Raw genomic sequence first — 16572 nt, forward strand, 5'->3', positions numbered from 1 at the left:
GAAAACAAACGTGCTTGCGTACGGTTACTGCTAACTGTCGTATTTTTCAAGCAAGCTAAGCAGTACGGCAAAGTCCTTAGGGTATGGCGCTTCGACCAGGATTTCAGATTCATCCATTCCCTTAAATACGAGCGAGCGGGCATGAAGCGCAAAGCGTTTCATTATCGGTTGCTCTTCCTCTCCTTTGGCCAGGCGAAAACCGCGCTTAATCGCCGAAAGAAAAACCGGTTTGCCTTTATACAATTCATCGCCGCAGATCGATGCTTTCTGCGTAGCGAGATGAATCCGGATCTGGTGCATGCGACCTGTAATTGGCTGGCAATTAACCAGGGTATAGTGCTTGAAATAGGTTAGCGAATTGAAGATGGTCTCGGCGCGTTTACCTTCCTTCCTGTCAATAGAAACATTTTTGTTGCCTGCGTTCAAAATGGGAAGGTCTACCAGCAAGTCTGTGAAAATCACGTGGCCGTTTACAATGGCATGGTAGTTCTTCGTCACTTTACGCCGTTCAAATTGCATGGAAGCAGAGCGGTAGGCATCGGGTGTTTTAGCAATAAGCAGGCAACCTGACGTTTCCTTGTCCAACCGGTGACAGACCTGGGCATCCGGGCTGTACTGCCTGGCCAGACGCAGCATATTCAAATCACCAGGCGCGTTTCGCTCATCGAGTGAGGCAATAAAGGGCGGTTTGTTAACGACAACATAATCATCGTTTTCAAACAGGACCATCGATTTAAAGGCGGGTATTTTCACAATTCAGTATAAAGTGCAAAAATACGATTTCCCAGGCACCGGACCTACCTGATATTCATTATTTATAAGCAGGTTGCTAACGAAGTGCCCTTAACTTAATTCAAACTTATAGCCAACGCCTTTTACGGTAGAAACATAATGCTCGCCCAGCTTTTCGCGCAATTTGCGGATGTGGACATCGATGGTGCGGTTGGTCACGACAACAGAATCTTCCCAAATGTTCTTCAGGATCGCTTCACGTGTATAAACCTTGCCGGGTTTCGAGGCCAGCAGATAAAGAAGTTCAAATTCTTTCTTCGCGAGTACAACCTTTTTACTGTCCTGGAACACGAGGTAAGATTCCCGGTCAATGACGAGGTCGCCTACTTCGACTTTGTTTTCAGACACCTCATCAGTGCTTGAATTACGTCTCAGAATCGCATTGATCCGGCTAACAAGTGCCCGCGGTTTGATCGGTTTGGCTATGTAATCGTCTGCACCTACATTAAATCCGGCAATTTCAGAATATTCCTCGCTGCGAGCCGTAAGAAATACCATGAAAGTATTTTTAAATTCCGGAATACCCCTCATGATCCGGCAGGCCTCTATCCCATCCATTTTTGGCATCATGATGTCAAGGATAATCAGGTCGGGCTGAACTTTTTTCGCTACGGAAATTCCTTCCTGGCCATTGGGTGCCAGGAATACCTGGTATCCTTCCTTTTTCAGATTGTATTCGATCAGTTCAAGGATATCCGGTTCATCGTCTACTACCAGGATCTTTTGCTTGGCATTACTCATGTCTTAAAGTTTGTTACGAAAGTATGCACTCAGATCCATTGTAAGGTTAATGCAAGGTTAATAAATCGTTAAGAGGCAACATGCCATTAACAATCAGTTTCTTATAACGTTTTGGCTAAGAAGGCTTCAAGATCGTCACCCCGCAGGTTTTTAGCAACGATCTTGCCTGAAGGATCGACCAGAAAAGATGTAGGAATAGCCTGTACGCGGTACTTTTCGACTGTCGGGCCGTTGAAATCCATTAATTCGCCGGCATGAGTCCAGGTCAGTCCGTCTGCAGCAATGGCCTGTTTCCAGGCTGCAGGGTCAGTATCCAGTGAGACGCCTAAAATCGTGAAATTCTTTGTGCTGTACTTCTTAAACACCCGTACAATATTCGGATTTTCCTGCCTGCATGGCTGGCACCAGGATGCCCAGAAGTCGATCAGCACATATTTACCCTTAAAATCAGCAAGATTTACAGGCTTGTTGTCTATGCTTTTGAGGGTAAATGCAGGTGCGAGCTGTCCCACTGATACCGTTTTCAGATCGGCCATTTGCTTAACGAACTTATCGACGGCAGCATTTCCAGCCACTCTGCCTTTGATGGCGTCAGAAAAGGCGATCAATTCCTGCTCATATTCGATCGGACTTAGCGTATTTGCCGCATAAAAACCCGCAAGGTTATCTTTGTTGTCATTCGCAAATTTTAAGGTCGCAGCATCAGCAGCAGATTTAATCGCATTGTATTCGGGTTGTATTTTTTCATAGATCGCCGAGCGCTGCGCAGGATTGGCCGAAACTTCAGCCTCAAAACGCTGCTGAATTGCTCCAAGCTTTTTCCCGAAATCGCCACGTAATTTGTTGAATTCAGTAAGTTTATCGGTTTCCTCCCCCCCTTCAATCTTGTAATTTTGCTGGGGATCGGTCAGGTCGGCGTCGAGTGTGATCTTGTCCCCGTTCCTGGCGATCAGCATGTACTCGGAGTTTCCGCTGCCCACGCGGTAAAAATCGGCGCCCGTAGCCTTGCGCTCAAACTTAAATTCACCACCGGCAGAAAGTACGGTAGAATCTACCGGTATCATCTGGCCGTTGTTCAGGCCATAGAGAAAAACTTTCGTGTTCTCGCCCGGATTTTTAAATGTTCCAGAAATTGTAAAACTGTCTGAAGGACCGCAGGCAGCCAGGGCGGCGGCGGCGAACAGCAATGCATATAATTTTTTCACGTGTCGTTACTTAAGTTTTGATATTATTTTTTCGTTGACCGTTTTCGGGTCAGCCTTGCCTTTGGCAAGTTTCATCACCTCGCCTACGAACAGACCGAGTACACCTTTCTTCCCTTTTTTGAACGACTCGACCTGGGCCGGAAACTTCTCAAAGACGGCAGCGATAAAAGATTCAAGTTCATCGCTGTCTTCAACAATCAGCAGGTTCATCTGCTCGGCCAGCATTGCGGGATCGTGATCGGGAGCTTCGGCCATTGCAGGAAGTAGTTTCTGAACAGCCAGGTTCTGCGTAACCTTTTTCGACTCGACCAGGCTGATAACGGCCGCCAGTCTTGCCGGACGAACTGCAAACGTATTAAAGTCTGCCTCGCGGTCATTCAAAATACTTTTAACAGGCCCAAGCATCCAGTTAGCAAGGATCTTCGGCTGCTGCACCAGATCTGCGCCTTCCAGGAAATAACCGTACTGGTCTGCATCGCGAGCAATGATCAACGCATCGGCAGCAGCAAGTCCGTATTTCTGCTGAAGACCGGCAGCGAGTTCTTCAGGCATCGCCGGCATTGCAGCCCTGATCTCCGCCAGCCAGGCATCCGATATGTATACAGGCTGCAGGTCGGGATCTGCAAAGTAACGGTAATCATTGGCCTCTTCCTTTTCGCGCATGGGCGAGGTAGTGCCCGCCTCAGCGTCAAAATTCAGCGTGCTCTGAATAACCGAACCGCCCGAACGGATAAGCCGTTCCTGCCGGGAAAATTCATGTTGAATGGCTCTCCTGACATTCCGGATCGAGTTGAGGTTCTTCACCTCGCAGCGGGTGCCAAATGTTTTTTCGCCCTGCGGCCGGATGGAGATGTTGGCGTCGCAACGCAGGCTTCCCTCTTCCATGTTACCGTCGCTCACGTCCAGATGGCGCACCAGTTTCCTGATCTCCGAAAACAGTGCCGCAGCCTCCTCTGCCGAACGGATATCAGGCTCAGTCACAATTTCTATGAGCGGAACGCCTGCACGATTCAGGTCAATGTAAGAAAACTTGTCGTCCTGGTCATGAATACTCTTACCTGCATCTTCTTCCAGGTGAATGCGGTTAATTCCGATCCTGCTGGTGCTTCCATCTTTGAGCGTCACATCAAGATAGCCCTTCCCGCAGATGGGCATGCGGTCTTGCGTAATCTGGTAACCCTTGGGCAGGTCAGCGTAAAAGTAATTTTTACGGTCAAAAAAATTATGCTGGTTGACCTGGCAGTTCAGGGCCAGCCCCATCCTGATGGCTTTGGCAACAACTTCCCGGTTTAATTTCGGCAATGCGCCTGGCAAAGCCAAAGATACAGGCGAAATGTGTTCGTTAGGTCCGGCGCCGTAAGCTGCACTATCAGAACAAAATATTTTGCTTTTGGTATTGAGTTGAACGTGGATTTCAAGTCCTGAAACCAGCTCAAATTCGGTTGTATCAATTTCGTGATCTGTATGCATTTACAGGCAGTATCTATATTAAAAACGAAGGGAGACCGTTTTTACAAATATAACCAAATTCGGCTATCCCCGGTTAAGTTATGCGTATTTTGACCGATTGGCATGAATTTGGGAAAGGTTTTATACGTACACACAAATGCATTTATTATGAAAAAATTATGGGTAATGCTGTTGATCGGACTGGGTTCCCTGGCCAGCAGCGAAGTACATGCGCAAGTCAGCATCAACGTGAACATCGGTACAGCGCCGACCTGGCTTCCGGCAGGATACAACCGGGTCAATTACTACTACCTTCCAGACATTGACACGTACTATTATGTGCCCAAGCGCCAGTATGTGTACATGAATCGCGGGCACTGGGTGCGCTCACACTACGTTCCGGCACGTCACAGAGGCTACAATTTCCACAGGGCCCGAAAGGTCGTATACCACGGAAATCCCTACAACAGTTATCGCACGCAGAAAGTATATTACAAGAGTTACAAACATCCTAAACACTACCGAAGCAGCCACAGCGGGTATTACGGGCGAAGTTCACGCGAATATTACAGACACTCAAAAACATATTATCGCAGCAGTGGCCGAGATCATGGCCGGGCTTATAAACGTGGCCCGCATATGGATAGGATTATCCGATAACCATATATAACTAAGTAAAAAGGCCTTTCAGTCATTGAAAGGCCTTTCTTTTTAGCTGATCAGACGCTCTGCAATTGCCGGAACCAATGCCAGTCCTTCGGACTTTTTGCCGCCGGCCGTAGCAAAAAACGGCTGGCCGCCACCACCACCCTGAATTTCTTTTGCCAGCTCACGAACCATGGCAGAAGCGTTCAGGCCGCGTTCCTGAACTACGTTATCAGATAACAGTACAGTGATGCCTGGCTTGCCATCAATCAGGCTGGTCAATACCAGGACCAGGTGAGGCACCATGTCCTTTACAGCATATGCAAGATTCTTAACAGCATCAGCACTGGGCAGATCGACAGCGAAAGTAATCAGGTTCAGTCCGTTAACAATGCGTACAGCCGCTGCCACTTCGGTCTTCATGCCGGCGGCCCGCTCCATTAAATGTTTTTCCATTTCACGACGCAGCCGGTTGTTCTCATCCAAAAGGGTATGAACTGCAGCGGGCAGGTCTTTGGCTCCTTTAAGCAGGGATTTCAGGGCCTGGATCTGCGTGTTTTGGCCTAAAATAAACTCCTGGGCACGGTCGGCAGTAATGGCTTCAATTCTGCGAACACCTGCTGCGACTGCACTTTCAGCCACGATTTTTACAAAACCGATCTGTCCCGTTGCCCTGACATGCGTACCGCCGCACAGCTCTTTCGAGAAATGATCATCGAATGTGATGATCCGAACAAAATCACCATATTTTTCACCGAACAAGGCCGTGACCCCGCTGTCAAGCGCTTGCTGATAGGGCACGTTTCGCGCTTCTACCAACGGGATGTTTTCGCGCACTCTGGCGTTGACGATCTGTTCAATCTGAAGTAGCTCTTCATCGGTAATTTTTGCAAAATGAGAGAAGTCAAAACGCAGATAATCTGCATTAACCAGCGACCCTTTCTGATTTACGTGACCACCCAGGACCTGTTTCAAGGCTGCATGAAGCAGGTGCGTAGCAGAGTGGTTGTTTTCTGTAAGACGGCGCCTGTCTTCATCAACAACCGCCCAGAATTTCCCTTCAAGTGTTTCAGGAAGGGTTTCTGTGATATGTATGGTAAGTCCGTTCTCTTTGCGCGTGTCGATGACATCTACATAAAACAGCCGGCTGTGATCTTCGAGCCTGCCTGTATCGCCAACCTGGCCGCCGCTTTCTGCGTAAAACGGCGTTTCGCGCAGTACAAGATGGTACTGATCTTTCCCTTTGCTGTTAACTTTACGGTATTTCACGATTTCCGTTTCGATTTCGAGCTCATCGTAGCCAACAAAGGTGCTTTCTTCGAGCGGCGAAAGTACGATCCAGTCGCCGGCATCTATAGCCGTAGCTGCCCTTGAACGGTCTTTCTGTTGCGTCAGTGCAGCCTGGAAACCATCCATATCGACGTTGAGCCCTTTCTCCCTGGCCATTAATTCGGTCAGATCAATAGGAAAGCCGAAAGTATCATACAGTTCAAAAGCGAAAGCGCCTGTAATTACACCGCCCTCGGCGGAATAGCGCTCAAAGCGCTGAATTCCGGTGGCCAGCGTACGAAGAAAAGATTGCTCCTCTTCAAGAATGACCTTCTGAACAAAATCCCGCTGGGCGGAAAGTTCGTCAAATACCCCTGCAAACTGGTCTGCAAGGACCGGCACCAGTCGGTTCAGAAATGGCTCTTTCAGCGAAAGAAAAGTATAGGCATAACGAACCGCTCTGCGTAAAATACGCCTGATCACGTAGCCAGCCTTGTTGTTTGATGGCAACTGCCCGTCAGCAATCACAAACGAAATGGCACGTACGTGGTCTGCCATGACACGCATGGCGATGTCTTTTTGCTCATCAGCACCGTAGGCAATACCTGAATGCGATGCAATAAACTCAATAAGCGGCTGGAACACGTCTGTGTCGTAGTTCGAAGATTTTCGCTGCAACACCCGAACCAAGCGTTCGAAACCCATTCCCGTATCAACGTGTTTGGAAGGTAGATCTTGTAAACTGCCGTCTTTCAGCCTGTTGTACTGCATAAAGACATTATTCCATATTTCAATTACCTGCGGGTGATCCGCATTTACAAGCGCCGCTCCCGGCGTCTCGCTTCGTTCCTCGTCACTCCGGCAATCTACATGGATCTCTGAACAGGAGCCGCAGGGTCCGGTCTCACCCATCTCCCAAAAGTTATCCTTCTTATTTCCTTCAAGTATACGTTCTGCCGGAACAAACTCCTTCCATATCTGATAGGCTTCCTCATCCCTGGGCAGGCCTTCACGCTCATCGCCCTGAAAAATCGTAACATACAGCCGGTCTTTCGGTATCTGGTAAACCTCAGTAAGCAATTCCCAGCTCCAGGATATGGCCTCCTTTTTAAAATAATCGCCAAAACTCCAGTTACCAAGCATTTCAAACATCGTGTGGTGGTAGGTATCGATGCCCACCTCCTCAAGATCGTTGTGTTTCCCAGAAACCCGGAGACAGCGCTGGGTATCGGCAACCCGGTTAAAGCTGGCAGGTTTTTCACCCAGAAAAATTTCCTTGAACTGGTTCATGCCTGCATTCGTAAACATCAGCGTCGGATCGTTTTTAACTACGATCGGTGCTGAACTTACAATGCGATGTTGTTTAAGTTCGAAAAAATTAAGGAACGCCTGCCTGATCTCTTTTGCTGTCATCTTGATGGAATTGAAGCGACAAAATTAAAATTTTATTGTGGTTTTCAGCTAAAATCCGATTACATTTGAATACTTTAAGTAAACATCCTAAATCGCTCATAGTCAATATAAAAATATGCCATACAAGGAAAGAGAAATCAATAAAATGTACTACACGATGGGTGAAGTCACTGAAATGTTCGGTGTGAACGCATCCCAGATCAGGTTTTACGAAAAAGAGTTCGATATCCTGCAGCCGAAAAAGAATAAAAAGGGAAATCGCCTTTTTACACCCGAAGACATTGAAAACCTGAGGATCATTTTTAACCTGGTCGATGAAAAAGGCTTCACGCTCAAAGGAGCTAAAGAATACCTCAAAAATAACAAGGGTGATGTTAGGGAAACCCAGAAGATTATTGACTCACTCGAGCGTATCAAATCATTTCTGTTAAAAATAAACGAAGAAATATAATTATTTTATTTTTAATTAAATTTTTATCGTAGATTAGGAAACTATCCCTGATCTATGTACTTTTTTCTTTTTTTATTTTTTATCGCATCGCCGTGTTTTGCCCAGGTCTCGCAGGGCGCGCGTTCGTATGGCATGGCGCAATGCACCGCTGCGTTAACTGATCCCTGGTCAGTCAACGGAAATCCGGCAGGCGTATCCCTATCCGGAAGGGTGTTTATCGGACTGTCGCATACACGCCAACATCTTGTGACGGACCTGGCTACGGCCGCCATCGCAGTGGTCATTCCCTCCCACGGGGGTGCATTCAGTTTATCGGCTGAGCGCTACGGGTTTGATTCCTTTACGCAGACAGGCGCACGGCTCGCGTATAGCCGCAAGTTTGGCAGGCGTGTCTCTGCCGGTCTGGCCCTCTCCTGTTCCAGGCAGGCGATTGCAGGATATGGGTCAGAACTCGGGGCGGCTGCCTCCGCAGGTATTCATATCGCGTGTACTGAATCGCTGACCGCAGGCGCCTTTATCCGGGATTTCAGTACAAAACATTTCCCGACAAAGCCCCTTATCGGTTTAGGACTTGCCTGGCAGGCATCAGACAGATTGCTGCTGCTTAGCGATTTCTATACAGACTCGCCAGAAATGAGGGGTATCCGGGCAGGGCTCGAGTACGCGGTATTAAACAGAGTTTTATTCCGCGGCGGACTGCAATCAAAGCCCTTTGTGCAGTACGCTGGACTGGGCTGGCGGCCAGGCTCATTACAATGTGAGCTGGCCGTTGCCGCGCACCCGGTTCTTGGTTTGTCACCGCAAATCTCTGCTGGTTATGCTTTTTAGATGGTTGCTGCTGCTGGCGATCTGTCTCGTCAGGCCGGCGTTTGCGCGTCAGGCTGGTGAAAAGGAAATTACCGACGTGATCGAGAGCATGGCCGAAGCCATTCCTGAACACTACGACATGAGCGAGTTGACAGGTACACTCGAGTATCTGCAGAAACATCCCCTGAACCTCAACCAGGCTACTGCGACAGAACTGAAACAACTTTTTTTTCTCTCGCCAATACAAATTACCAACTTGCTTGCTCATATAAAGGAAAGCGGCGCGCTTTTAGACTTACTTGAGCTGCAGGCGCTGCCGGGGTTCAGTGAAAAAGTGATACAGGCGCTCAAGCCTTTCGTGACTTGTGCGCCAAGCCCCACCCAGCGGCGGGCCCTGTTCAGTGCTGGCCATGACTTGCTGCTGCGATATGGCCTTGGCCTGAAGGACAGTGCGGAAAACAAAGGAACCGGTTCCCCTGATCGCATGCTGCTGAGGTACCGGTTAAGCGGCACAGGGGCGGTCAATGCCGGGCTTACACTGGAAAAAGACCCGGGCGAACCCCTGGTAGCCGGCGGTGCTCACCTTCCGGATTTTGTTTCGGCTAACCTGTCTTTCAAGGGCAATGGACCTTTAAGGCAAATCGTGTTGGGCGACTACGGCCTGCAATTTGGGCAGGGCCTGACCATGTGGACGGGCTTCAGCTTTGGTAAAAGCCCGGATATAACCAGTACGGCACGGAAAGAAACTGGACTGCGCCCCTACTACTCGGTAAATGAGTATGCCTTTCTGCGCGGCCTGGCGATTACGCTCAAGACCGGCCTAACACATGAGCTAACCCTTTTTGGCTCAAAGCGGATGCTTGACGCGTCTGTTTCTGAAGACGGAACGGTTACGGCACTGCAGCAATCGGGCCTGCACCGCACACCTTCAGAGTTGCGCAACCGGCAGCGTCTCGGGCAGCTGGTTTATGGCGGCGCGATGCAGTTTACGAGGGGCCGGCTCGAGGCGACCCTTACCAGCTTTGTCACGATGTTTAACAGGACATTTGCCCCGGGCAAACAGGTATACGAATTGCTTGATTTTAGGGGCGACAAACTTTTCAATTGTGGACTTGCTTATGGCTATACGTTGCGAAATGTATCGTTTTCCGGCGAGGTGGCAGCAGACGGGTCAGGTAGGGTGGCTTTGATTCAAGGGATGCTACTCAGTTTGTCGAGGGCTATTTCGCTGGGGCTTAGCTACAGGAACTACGCCGCCAGTTTTCAAAACTTCTTTGCGCAGGGCGTTGCAGAAGGATCGGAAACTTCAAACGAAAGGGGGTTGTATACCGGAATTCAATTACACCTTGGCAAATGGAATTTTTCAGCCTACACAGACTGGTTTTCTTTTCCATGGCTTCGGTACCGGGTAGATGCGCCGTCTTCCGGTCGCGAACATTTTGCTGAGTTGAGCTGGACCCCGGATAAAGTGTCCAGGTTTACGCTGCGAATGAAAACGGAAACCAAGGCGCAGAACGGCAGTGTGCTGTACAGCGCGTTTCCTGAAGATACAGGTCGCAGCAATTACCGGCTGGAAGGCCAATGGATGCCGGGCCGACAGGTTACCCTGCAAACCCGGGTTGAATTATCAAATTACCGGAAACTTGCTTTACCAGAATATGGCCTGCTCATTTATCAGGACGTACAATGGGCAAAACCGTTCGCAAGGTTAAGCGCGAATTTACGGCTTGGATGGTTCCGTACGGCGTCGTACAACAGTCGCATCTATGCCTATGAGAATGATGTTCTTTATGGTGCTGCATTCGGCGTCTTTAGCGGCCGCGGACTAAAGGCTTACCTCAATGCCAGGTACAAGCTCTTTAAGGGGGCAGACTGTTATTTTCGCTGGGGCACGCTCTGGCGCATGCAGGCTGCCGGAATAGACGAGACCAGACCTTACGTTGATTTCAGGATCCAACTGCGCTACCTGTTCGAATGAAAGCAAAGGTATTTGCGGCCGAGATAGTTTTTGTTCGCCTGTTGTTGCCCTGGCTGGCCGGCATGTACGTGTCGTACAGAGATCTGTACAGGCCTCTGAGCGGGTTACTTCCGATTTCCATGATCTTGCTGATGGTGCTGTGTTTCGTGTTTTATACCGGTTTCACGCTGAACAGGAAAAAATATCTGTCAGGTATGCTTTGCATACTTGCAGCCTATACAGGTGGCGCTTTTTGTTATACACATGCCGATGAGCGGCTCAAAAAAGACCATTTCAGCAGGTTAAATGCCCAGGTGTTCCTGGTAAAAATTATTGAGGAGCCAAGGAATACAGCCAAAACTTTTGCTGTTACCGGAAGGGTCGAAGCGACATTCATTGGGCAGCAGAAGTTCCGCACCAGCGGAAAACTGCAGCTTATTTTACTGAAACCAGTTCAGACACCGGTTTACGGGGATGTGCTGCTGCTGAGGGGTAAAATCACAGAAACGACCAGGCCACTTAATCCTGCGCAATTCAACTACCGAAACTGGCTGGCAGGGAAAAATATCTACCACCGGCTCACGGCAGCCAAAGGTTATGTAAAGAAGGTTAAATCACATCAGGGCCACCCGATAAAGGCCTTCGCACTGTCATTGCGCGAAAATTGTGCATCGGTTTTGAACCGGGCCATGCAAGACAGCGAAGCCAGGGCCGTTGCAGCCACCCTGCTGCTTGGTACACGCACAGACGTAAGCAGCGAAGTGATGGAGGCGTATGCAGAAACGGGTACCATACACGCGCTCTCAGTGTCTGGCATGCATCTGGCCCTCGTCTATTTCATGCTTGATCAGGTGCTGAAACAGTTTACGCACCGTTTGTTTAAGCGATGGCTAAAGCCGGCCATCGCCGGTGCAGTTATCTGGCTGTATGCCCTGCTTACCGGCTTTTCTCCGTCTGTTTTGCGCGCGGCGGTCATGATCAGTGTGTTCCTGATTGCCGATGCGAGCGGCAGGAATACAAACGCCTACAACACACTCGCCTTTTCAGCCTTCCTCCTGCTCAATTTTGATCCTTTTCTTTTAACAGATGTCGGCTTTCAGCTGTCTTTCCTCTCGGTTTTCGGACTTTTAACTTTTCAGTACCCAATTTACTGTCTGCTGCCACTACGTAATCTTCTGGCCGATCAGCTGTGGCGCCTGTGTGCAACATCACTTGCGGCACAAATCAGCACCTATCCTGTCGCGCTTTATTATTTCCACCAGTTTCCTGTATTATTCCTGCCTGCAAACCTGTTTCTTACACTGCCTGTGGCGCTGGTCATGTACCTGGGAATGGCATTGCTGCTGTTCAGAATAGACTTTTTGGGTAAACTTACCGAACTGATTATAGTCGGGATGAATGCCGGTTTGAAGTGGATGGCGCAGCTACCGGGCGCAACAATTGACCAGATCTGGCTATCACCTATACAGGTAGCGCTTATCACTGTCGTCATCCTATGTTTTACACGCGCCGCACAGACGTTTAAGGCAGTGTGGATTTGGCTTGCGCTTTTTTCCTTGTTCACACTTGAAGCGCTTTTCTCCTGGAAGAATTGTAATATGGCCAACCGGCGACTAATTGTTTTTTATAGTCTGCATTCCAATTACGCAGCTGCATTTATTCATGGTAACAAAGCAACGGTGCTTAGTGATCTTGCCCTGAAAGACAAGGCCTACCAGATGGCCGTAAAGCCATGTCTGGACAGTTTACAGGTGAGGCATATAAAGCTTCTGCCAGTTCAACAGGTCCCAGCACGGAACCAGGTCATCACATTTGGCAACAAACGAATTCTTGTCGGGCAATACGAGCCGCCAGGCGTCAGCGACCAGCAATATGATATCGTATGGTTGCATCAGGTACGTCATGTAACTGCTAAATTTCAGGGCAAACCCCGGCTGATTGTTGCAGACGCTACTTGCAGCCGAACAGTAACCGCATACTGGGAAGAAAGATCAAAATCAGCCGGTGTGCCTTTTCAGCAATTGAAGGCCGAGCCCGCTGTCATTATTCATGTGTCGCAATAGCACCCAAACACGGCATAGATCGTTATATTTGAAAAAACTGAGCTGTGGAAAAAGTTATTCTTTATGCGGTCGATCGCCGTATTGCCTCAATTACCCTGAACAGGCCTGACAAGCGCAATGCGCTTAACCCCGATCTTGTCAGCGAATTGAAAGATGCCTTAAGGGCTGCAGATGAAGATCCGGCAGTTAAAGTGATCGTCATCAAGGCTGCCGGTTCAAGCTTTAGCGCAGGTGCCGACCTGGCCTATCTTCAGCAAATCGGCAACAACAGTTACGAAGAAAATCTGAAAGACTCTCAGCGGCTTGCGGAACTTTTCAGACTGATTCACAGGCTGGAAAAGATCGTCATTGCGCAGGTGGAAGGCCATGCGATTGCTGGTGGATGCGGCCTGGCTGCAGTGTGTGACATCTCATTTGCGATTCCCGAAGCGATATTTGGCTATACCGAAACCAGGATTGGATTTGTTCCCGCAATCGTGGCATCCTTCCTCCTCCGAAAAATACCCGGAAATGTGGCGCGGGAACTCTTGCTGACAGGGCGGACGTTCAGCGCAGCAGAAGCCCTGACTTATGGATTGATCAATTTCGTAACAAAAAAAGAAGAGATCACTCAAAAAGTAAGTGAATTTGCTATAGATTTGTGTGAAAACAATTCCGGAAACTCCCTCGCTGTAACTAAACGGCTTGTCACGATGAACCTAAATACCTCGCTGGAAGACAGCCTGGAAAACGCCATAAGAATAAATGCTGAGGTGAGGGAAAGTGAAGATTTCAAGAAAGGCATAGGTTCCTTTTTACGTAAAGAGAAACTCAACTGGTAAAAAATTTAATTAATTTATATGTTCAAATCAATCAAAACCGGTGTACTTGCCGTCATTTTAGCAAGCTCGGCCATTTATGCTCAGGCACAGAAAAAGATCAACGAGGGGTCGTTGACTTACGGCGTGGAGTACAAGCTGACGAAAGAGCAGCAAGACATGATGCAAGGCATGCCGTTGCCGAATGAAACCAAGTTGAAATTCAATGGCAATATTACAAAGATCGAAATGGAGCAGGGACCTGCACTGATCAGCATCATCACCGATAATGCACAAAAAACAGGTGTGATGCTTGTTGACGTTCCTGTTGCGCAAAAACAGTTTGCTGTTAAACAGACAAAAGAAGATATCGAAAAAGTAATGGGTACAACGAAATACAGCGATTTCAAAGCCACTGGCGAAAAACAAACGATTGCTGGCTATAATGCAGAAAAGTATACCTATAAAGATGATAAAGGCACAAGCCACGAGCTTTGGGCTACAAAAGACGTCGAACTTCCGCAGATCGGCGCAGCGAGCTATTTTCCAGAGCTCAAGGCTTTCCCTGTAAAATACAGCGTTGTACAAAACGGCGTGGGCGTGACCGCGACACTTAAATCCTTAAAAGAAGAAAAAATCGGTGCCTTATCTATCGCCGTTCCGAGCGGTTACGAAGTAACCACCATGGAAGATCTGATGAAGATGGGCGGACAATAGATCCGGCAATCTGCTAGTTGAAAGCTTTTTAACCTCCTTATTTTTGAAAGGCTGGTTAAAAAGCTTTTTTTTGTAAGCTTCAACTGAATAAATTCCTATATGATCTTAAAAGTTACCAAAAAACTGATCGCTGTTGCTGTGCTGAGTGTCTGCATGGTTCTTCCGGCCGCGGCACAAAAAATCAGGTGGACTGAAGACGGAAATGGTTATTATGCCATAGAACGGGGAAACCTGGTTTCCGTCAGTTTACCGAAAACTGAACGAAAAGTGCTTGTTGCTGCTGCCAATCTCAAAGCTGAAGGAAAGCAGATCAACATCCGCGACTTCGCATTTTCTGCTGATGGATCAAAAGTCCTTATTTACACAAACAGCAAAAAGGTCTGGCGGTATGACACCCGGGGCGACTATTGGGTGCTTGACCTCAAAACACAGAAGCTCGCCCGGATTGGCCGCGACAAACCCGCTTCTTCGCTTATGTTTGCTAAATTTTCACCATCGGGAAACGAGGTAGCGTATGTCAGTGAACACAACCTGTATGTCGATGACCTGAGTACCGGGATTACCAAAGCCTTAACCCTCGACGGGACGAAACGGCTGATCAACGGAACGTTTGACTGGGCCTATGAAGAAGAATTTGACTGCAGGGATGGGTTCAGATGGAGTCCTGACGGTAGGTCTCTCGCTTACTGGCAAATCGATGCAACGAAGATTAAAAATTTCCTGATGATCGATAACATTGATTCGATTTACTCTTACACCATTCCGGTCGAGTATCCGAAGGTTGGCCAGGATCCCTCGGCATGTAAAATCGGCATCGTGGATATCGCTACTGCAAAAACTTCCTGGGTAAATGTGCCTGGCGACCAGGTACAGAATTACATTCCCAGAATGGAATGGATTCCGGGCACAAATAACATCATTCTGCAGCAATTGAACAGGGAGCAGAATGAAAGTAAACTGTTCATAGGCAATGCAGCCAATGGCAGCGTACGACAAATCTTTAGTGAGAAAGACAAAGCCTGGATCGATGCAGCCCCTGGCTGGAATTGGATCAGCGGGGGTAAGGAATTCATCTGGCAAAGTGAAAAAGATGGCTGGAAACACCTTTATCGCCTGACCAGCGACGGGAAAAGATCTTCTTTGATCACAAAAGGCGACTATGACATCATCGAACTGAAACTGGTCGATGAAAAAAACAACTATGTCTATTTTCTGGCTTCACCTGCAAACGCTACGCAGCGTTACCTGTTTAGAACAAAGCTGGATGGCAAGGGAAAACTGGAGCAGGTTACACCAAGTATTTTTCCTGGAACGCATAATTATGATATCTCGCCCAATGGATTGTTTGCCCGGCATACCTTCAGCAGCGCAGCTGTAGCGCCAATCCAGGAATGGATGAACCTCAGCACAGGAAATCCCTTGACCATGGATGGAAGTTTAACCAACCAGCTGGCCAAGAGAACGCCCCCGAAAAATAAGGTGGAGTTTTTCCAGGTTACCACAGAAGACGGAGTTACGCTTGACGGCTGGATGCAGAAACCGGCTGATTTTAACCCGTCAAAAAAATATCCGGTGGTATTTTATGTATACGGCGAGCCAGCATCACAGACTGTAACCGACACCTGGGGTGCTGGTCAGAATTTTTTGTATGCGGGCGATATGATGGCCGATGGGTATGTATATGTTTCACTGGAGAACCGCGGCGCGCCTGCCCCGAAAGGCCGCGAATGGAGAAAAAGCATTTACCAGAAGATTGGCACGCTTAACATTCGTGATCAGGCTCAGGGTGCCAAAAAACTGCTTGCAAGCCGGCCTTATCTTGATGCGGGCCGTGTGGCGGTCTGGGGATGGAGTGGCGGCGGTTCATCTACTCTGAACCTGCTGTTCCAATATCCTGATATCTACCAGACAGGGATCGCAATTGCTGCGGTAGGCAACCAGCTTACCTACGATAATATTTACCAGGAGCGTTATATGGGTTCACCGCTTAAAACAACCGAAGCGTATGTAAAAGGTTCGCCGATCACGTATGCTGGTAACCTTAAAGGCAATCTCCTGTACATTCACGGAACAGGCGATGATAATGTTCATTATCAGAATGCTGAAATGCTGATCAATGAATTGATCAGACATGGAAAAACTTTTCAGATGATGGCTTACCCCAACCGTACACACAGTATCTCTGAGGGCGAAGGCACGGGCAAACACCTGAGCCTGACATACACCCGGTTTTTAAAGGAGCACTGTCCGCCTGGTGCAAGGTAGA

At 48.4% G+C, this 16572-nt stretch carries 13 protein-coding genes; 8 read left to right on the forward strand and 5 right to left on the reverse strand.

Annotation, left to right across the window (positions count from 1 at the left end; all coding sequences use genetic code 11):
• Nucleotides 1-30: 30 nt before the first annotated feature.
• The 4 genes from C7T94_RS12060 to gatB all read right to left on the reverse strand — a co-directional run bounded on the left by C7T94_RS12060 (nucleotide 31) and on the right by gatB (nucleotide 4208).
• Complete coding sequence (locus tag C7T94_RS12060) at nucleotides 31-753, reverse strand: RluA family pseudouridine synthase (RefSeq protein WP_107215565.1); 723 nt, start codon at nucleotides 751-753, stop codon at nucleotides 31-33.
• Nucleotides 754-843: 90 nt separating this feature from the next.
• Entirely contained in the window at nucleotides 844-1533 is a 690-nt protein-coding gene (locus tag C7T94_RS12065) for a response regulator transcription factor (RefSeq protein WP_107215566.1), read from the reverse strand.
• Between the two features lie 101 nt (nucleotides 1534-1634).
• Complete coding sequence (locus C7T94_RS12070) at nucleotides 1635-2738, reverse strand: TlpA disulfide reductase family protein (protein WP_107215567.1); 1104 nt, start codon at nucleotides 2736-2738, stop codon at nucleotides 1635-1637.
• 6 nt (nucleotides 2739-2744) lie between these two features.
• Nucleotides 2745-4208: an Asp-tRNA(Asn)/Glu-tRNA(Gln) amidotransferase subunit GatB gene (gatB, locus tag C7T94_RS12075; RefSeq protein WP_107215568.1), complete on the reverse strand. Its 1464-nt coding sequence runs from the start codon at nucleotides 4206-4208 to the stop codon at nucleotides 2745-2747.
• A 147-nt stretch (nucleotides 4209-4355) separates the two neighbouring features.
• Here gatB and C7T94_RS12080 point away from each other — a divergent pair, with 147 nt between their 5' ends.
• Nucleotides 4356-4847 carry a hypothetical protein gene (locus tag C7T94_RS12080; RefSeq protein ID WP_162618667.1) on the forward strand — a complete coding sequence of 164 codons (492 nt, stop codon included), beginning with the start codon at nucleotides 4356-4358 and terminating at the stop codon, nucleotides 4845-4847.
• A 51-nt stretch (nucleotides 4848-4898) separates the two neighbouring features.
• Here C7T94_RS12080 and alaS read toward each other — a convergent pair whose 3' ends face one another.
• A complete protein-coding gene (gene alaS / locus C7T94_RS12085; RefSeq protein WP_107215570.1) occupies nucleotides 4899-7514 on the reverse strand; it encodes an alanine--tRNA ligase in 2616 nt (871 codons plus the stop codon).
• A gap of 115 nt (nucleotides 7515-7629) precedes the next feature.
• Here alaS and C7T94_RS12090 point away from each other — a divergent pair, with 115 nt between their 5' ends.
• The 7 genes from C7T94_RS12090 to C7T94_RS12120 all read left to right on the forward strand — a co-directional run bounded on the left by C7T94_RS12090 (nucleotide 7630) and on the right by C7T94_RS12120 (nucleotide 16571).
• Nucleotides 7630-7965, forward strand: a complete 336-nt coding sequence (locus C7T94_RS12090; RefSeq protein WP_107215571.1) for a MerR family transcriptional regulator — start codon at nucleotides 7630-7632, stop codon at nucleotides 7963-7965.
• A 54-nt stretch (nucleotides 7966-8019) separates the two neighbouring features.
• On the forward strand, nucleotides 8020-8793 hold the full coding sequence (locus C7T94_RS12095; protein WP_107215572.1) for a PorV/PorQ family protein: 774 nt from the start codon (nucleotides 8020-8022) through the stop codon (nucleotides 8791-8793).
• The gene (locus tag C7T94_RS12100; RefSeq protein WP_107215573.1) at nucleotides 8783-10750 is read left to right on the forward strand and encodes a helix-hairpin-helix domain-containing protein; all 1968 of its coding nucleotides are present in this window, start codon (nucleotides 8783-8785) and stop codon (nucleotides 10748-10750) included. The genes C7T94_RS12095 and C7T94_RS12100 overlap by 11 nt, the downstream gene beginning before the upstream one ends.
• Complete coding sequence (locus tag C7T94_RS12105) at nucleotides 10747-12792, forward strand: ComEC/Rec2 family competence protein (RefSeq protein WP_107215574.1); 2046 nt, start codon at nucleotides 10747-10749, stop codon at nucleotides 12790-12792. Before C7T94_RS12100 ends, C7T94_RS12105 begins: the two co-directional genes overlap by 4 nt.
• Nucleotides 12793-12836: 44 nt before the next feature.
• Nucleotides 12837-13613: an enoyl-CoA hydratase/isomerase family protein gene (locus C7T94_RS12110; RefSeq protein ID WP_107215575.1), complete on the forward strand. Its 777-nt coding sequence runs from the start codon at nucleotides 12837-12839 to the stop codon at nucleotides 13611-13613.
• A 72-nt stretch (nucleotides 13614-13685) separates the two neighbouring features.
• Nucleotides 13686-14306: a DUF4412 domain-containing protein gene (locus C7T94_RS12115; RefSeq protein ID WP_394341003.1), complete on the forward strand. Its 621-nt coding sequence runs from the start codon at nucleotides 13686-13688 to the stop codon at nucleotides 14304-14306.
• 99 nt (nucleotides 14307-14405) lie between these two features.
• The gene (locus tag C7T94_RS12120; protein ID WP_107215577.1) at nucleotides 14406-16571 is read left to right on the forward strand and encodes a S9 family peptidase; all 2166 of its coding nucleotides are present in this window, start codon (nucleotides 14406-14408) and stop codon (nucleotides 16569-16571) included.
• Nucleotide 16572 lies beyond the last annotated feature (1 nt).

The organism is Pedobacter yulinensis, assembly GCF_003029735.1.
GTDB classification, from domain to species: domain Bacteria; phylum Bacteroidota; class Bacteroidia; order Sphingobacteriales; family Sphingobacteriaceae; genus Pedobacter; species Pedobacter yulinensis.

Coding starts and splice junctions, on each gene's coding strand:
- C7T94_RS12065 (WP_107215566.1), bottom strand. CDS start 1,533: ATGAGTAATGCCAAGCAAAAGATCCTGGTAGTAGACGATGAACCGGAT.
- gatB (WP_107215568.1), bottom strand. CDS start 4,208: ATGCATACAGATCACGAAATTGATACAACCGAATTTGAGCTGGTTTCA.
- C7T94_RS12080 (WP_162618667.1), top strand. CDS start 4,356: ATGAAAAAATTATGGGTAATGCTGTTGATCGGACTGGGTTCCCTGGCC.
- alaS (WP_107215570.1), bottom strand. CDS start 7,514: ATGACAGCAAAAGAGATCAGGCAGGCGTTCCTTAATTTTTTCGAACTT.
- C7T94_RS12090 (WP_107215571.1), top strand. CDS start 7,630: ATGCCATACAAGGAAAGAGAAATCAATAAAATGTACTACACGATGGGT.
- C7T94_RS12095 (WP_107215572.1), top strand. CDS start 8,020: ATGTACTTTTTTCTTTTTTTATTTTTTATCGCATCGCCGTGTTTTGCC.
- C7T94_RS12100 (WP_107215573.1), top strand. CDS start 8,783: ATGCTTTTTAGATGGTTGCTGCTGCTGGCGATCTGTCTCGTCAGGCCG.
- C7T94_RS12105 (WP_107215574.1), top strand. CDS start 10,747: ATGAAAGCAAAGGTATTTGCGGCCGAGATAGTTTTTGTTCGCCTGTTG.
- C7T94_RS12120 (WP_107215577.1), top strand. CDS start 14,406: ATGATCTTAAAAGTTACCAAAAAACTGATCGCTGTTGCTGTGCTGAGT.